The following is a 3,571-nucleotide window of genomic DNA, read 5'->3' on the forward strand; positions in this document are numbered from 1 at the left end:
CCGCCTGCCGGCACCTTCTCCCCGTATACTGACGGGGAGAAGGGAGATGGCCGCATCGCTGGCGCCTATTGGCGAAACCGTCCATGACGGCGTCTTTCTCCCCGTCCTATACGGGGAGAAATGCCCGGCAGGGCAATGAGGGGCGGCGCTGACCTCGGCGATACCGGACGGACAGCGCGCCACATATCGTGGCGCGCCCTGACCAATTTTACTCCGCCGCCTCATACCCCGCGATGCCCTTGATCTCCAAAAAATCCTCGAGCCCGTATTCGGCATATTCGCGGCCATTGCCCGACTGCTTGTAGCCGCCGAACGGCAGGCCGGCGTCCCACTGGGGATAGTTGATGTAGACATTGCCGGTGCGCATGCGCGCCGCCACTTCGCGCGCCTTCTTCATGTCCTTGGCCTGGATGTAGGAGGCGAGGCCATAGACGGTGTCGTTGGCGGTCTCGACCACCTCGTCGACGCTGTCGTAGGGCATGATCGCCAGCACCGGCCCAAAGATCTCCTCGCGCGCGATGCGCATGTCGTGGGTGACATCGGCGAACACCGTCGGCCTGACGTAATAGCCGCGGTTGAGTTCGGCCGGACGGCCGGGGCCGCCGGCGACCAGAGTCGCACCTTCATCGATGCCGGCCTGGATCAGGTCCTGGATCTTGTCGAACTGGATCTGGCTGACGACCGGGCCAAGCTTGGTGCCGGCGGCGTCGGCGGGGCCGACGGTGAACTTTTCCGCAGCCGCCTTGGCATAGCCGGCTGCCTCGTCATGGCGGTCGCGCGGCACGAACATGCGCGTCGGCGCGTTGCAGGACTGGCCGCTGTTGCTGAAGCAGCCGGCGACGCCCTTGCTGACGGCGCTTGCGAGGTCGACATCCCCGAACAGGATGTTGGCCGACTTGCCGCCAAGCTCCTGATGCACGCGCTTGACCGTGTCGGCGGCGGCCTTGGCCACCAGGATGCCGGCACGGGTTGAACCGGTGAACGACATCATGTCGATGTCAGGACGGCTGGACAGCGCCTGGCCGACGCCCGGTCCGTCGCCATTGACGAGGTTGAAGACGCCCTTCGGCACGCCGGCCTCGTCGAGGATTTCGGCGAAGATGATGGCGTCGAGCGGCGCGATCTCGGAGGGCTTCAGCACCATGGTGCAGCCGGCAGCAAGCGCCGGGCCGACCTTGCAGGTGATCTGGTTGAGCGGCCAGTTCCACGGCGTGATCAGCCCGACGACGCCGATCGGCTCCTTGACCACCAGATGGTTGCCCTTGACGTGGCGGAATTCGAAAGTCTTCAGCACGTCGGCCATCTTCTGCAGATGCGCAAGACCGATGCCGACCTGGCTGTCCAACGCCATCTGGCGCGGCGCGCCCATCTCGCGTGACACAGCGACGGCAAGATCGCCACTGCGCTTCTTGTAGACCGCGATGATGCGGTTCAACAGGTCGAGCCGCTCGCCAACCTCGGTGAAACCAAAGCTGTTGAAGGCGCGCTTGGCGGCAGCCACCGCTTTGTCGACATCGGCCTTGGAGCCGAGCGAAATCTGCGCAAAGGCGTCCTCATTCGAGGGATCGATGACATCGAAAGCGTTGGGCACAACGGGATCGACCCACGCGCCATCGATATAGAACTGCAGATTGTGTGACATGGTTTTCTCCTTGGCCGCATCGTCGCGCCGGGCCGTCATATCTGGCTGGAGATAACGATGCACAAACGCCGCTGTCAAACGCAACCCCCGAAGTGGTTGAGCCAGTGCGCGAGTCATTGAGCCAGAGCGAGGCTGGACTACAGCAAAATATGCCCGGCCTCGACCAGAAACCGCCTCGCCGCAGCCTGATCCGTCGCTTTCACCAACAGATGGTCGCCATCGAAAGTGGACACCACGAAGATACCCAATGCGTTTTCCGACAACGGCCTGATGACCGACAGCACGATACCGGTTTCGTCGAAGGCAAACGGCCCCTGGAGCTTGAGGGCAACCCAGTCGCCGTCGTGCCTGACACTATCCGGCACACGATCCTGCAGGCAAACGATCGAAAGCTCGTCGTCGGTCCTTGTGATGCTGACGAAGCCTGGCCCGTCCGCCCAACCGGGAATGGTCTCGCCCGCCGCCAGCCGGGAAACCGCGTAAAACCCTGAGAGTTGCTTAAGCCTGACCCTGGCAGCCATTATCGAACTCCTTCCTCAGACCGCCGTTGATCCCGCGAGCTTCTTGCTCATATAGACCGTCATGCCGCCCATGAACGGCTCTTCCCGGTCCACGATATAGCCCTGCCTCTTGTAGAGCGACACATTCGCCTCGAAGGCGCCATTGGCCAGCAGGCGAAGCTCGGCACGTCCTCCTTCGATCGCCTTGCGCTCGGCCAGCTCCAGCAGCAGCCGGCCGATCCCCCTGCCCTGCGCCTGCGGTGCGACGCAGACATTCTCGATCCACAGGTGATCCTCGGCCAGCACGGTTTCGATCATCCCGACGATCCGATCATCCTCGACGGCGAGATCGAACGGATGCTCGGCAACGGCCTTGTCATAGTCGGCGCGCATAGGCAGCGGCTCGCGGCCGATCACCGGCACCCATTTGGCATAGGCGGCACGAACGATATCCCGGATCGCGGCGGCGTCAGCAGGCACGGCCGGCCGAAGCCGGATGGAAGAATGGTTGGTCATCAAAGTGCTCCAGATATGAAAAACCCCGCCGGCGGTGTCGCGGGCGGGGCTGGAAACGAACGAACCGGGTCTATCCTGCCGGTCTTTGTCGTCGCGCAATCAGTCTGCCGCTCCGCACTGTGCAGGGGCGGCGTCGCTTGGTGGGCGCGAGGACGAACATGGCGCCAAGCTGGAACAGGAAGCGCGGCGCGTCAAGACACCTACAACGGCTTCAGTATTCCTGCGCCGTCGGCCTGAACAGGATTTCGTTGATGTCAACCTCGTCAGGCTGGCTCATGGCGAACACCACCGTCCTGGCGAAGGAATCGGCGGGGATAGCCACCCGATCGTAGAGCGCGCGCACGCCTTCGGCGACATCGGCCTCGGTGACGCTGTCCGGCAGCTCGGTCGCCACGGCACCGGGCGAGATGATGGTGGTGCGGACGTTGTAGGGTTTCACTTCCTGGCGCAGACCTTCCGAGATGATGCGCACCGCGTGCTTGGTCGCGGCATAGACCGCTCCACCCGGCCCGACCTTGTGGCCGGCGACCGACGATACGTTGATGATGTGGCCGCTCTTCTGCGTCTTCATGTGCGGCAGCGCGGCGGCAATGCCGTAGAGCACGCCCTTGATGTTGACGTCGATCATCCGGTCCCAGTCCTCGACCTTGCCGCGCTCCAGCGGGGAATGCGGCATCAGGCCGGCATTGTTGATCATGACGTCGACGCGGCCGTGCGTCTCGACCGCATGGTCGACCAGATGCCGGACTGGCCGACATCGGTGACGTCGGTCTGAAGGATGGCGCCCTCGCCAAGTAAAAGCGCGCCGGCCAGCGCCTGCAACCGGTCGAGGCGGCGTGCGCCCAGCACCAGTTTCGTGCCCTCCCTGGCCAGAAGCCGTGCGGCGGCTTCGCCCAGCCCGCTGCTGGCGCCA

General features: G+C 64.0%; 3 protein-coding genes and 1 pseudogene. All 4 read right to left on the reverse strand.

Annotated features, from left to right (window positions below):
• Positions 1–208 precede the first annotated feature (208 nt).
• Positions 209–1,642: an aldehyde dehydrogenase family protein gene (locus tag EOB49_RS33345; protein WP_127383453.1), complete on the reverse strand. Its 1,434-nt coding sequence runs from the start codon at positions 1,640–1,642 to the stop codon at positions 209–211.
• A gap of 137 nt (positions 1,643–1,779) precedes the next feature.
• Positions 1,780–2,163, reverse strand: coding sequence for an ACT domain-containing protein (locus tag EOB49_RS33350; protein ID WP_127383454.1), 384 nt, complete (start codon positions 2,161–2,163; stop codon positions 1,780–1,782).
• A 15-nt stretch (positions 2,164–2,178) separates the two neighbouring features.
• Entirely contained in the window at positions 2,179–2,658 is a 480-nt protein-coding gene (locus EOB49_RS33355) for a GNAT family N-acetyltransferase (protein WP_127383455.1), read from the reverse strand.
• 211 nt (positions 2,659–2,869) lie between these two features.
• Positions 2,870–3,571, reverse strand: a pseudogene (locus EOB49_RS33360) (SDR family oxidoreductase); the annotation flags it as partial.

This window comes from Mesorhizobium sp. M7A.F.Ca.MR.148.00.0.0 (genome assembly GCF_003997735.1).
Lineage (GTDB): Bacteria > Pseudomonadota > Alphaproteobacteria > Rhizobiales > Rhizobiaceae > Mesorhizobium.

Excerpts from the sequence above, each read along its gene's own strand:
- EOB49_RS33350 (WP_127383454.1), bottom strand. The coding sequence starts at position 2,163 with ATGGCTGCCAGGGTCAGGCTTAAGCAACTCTCAGGGTTTTACGCGGTT.
- EOB49_RS33355 (WP_127383455.1), bottom strand. The coding sequence starts at position 2,658 with ATGACCAACCATTCTTCCATCCGGCTTCGGCCGGCCGTGCCTGCTGAC.
- EOB49_RS33345 (WP_127383453.1), bottom strand. The coding sequence starts at position 1,642 with ATGTCACACAATCTGCAGTTCTATATCGATGGCGCGTGGGTCGATCCC.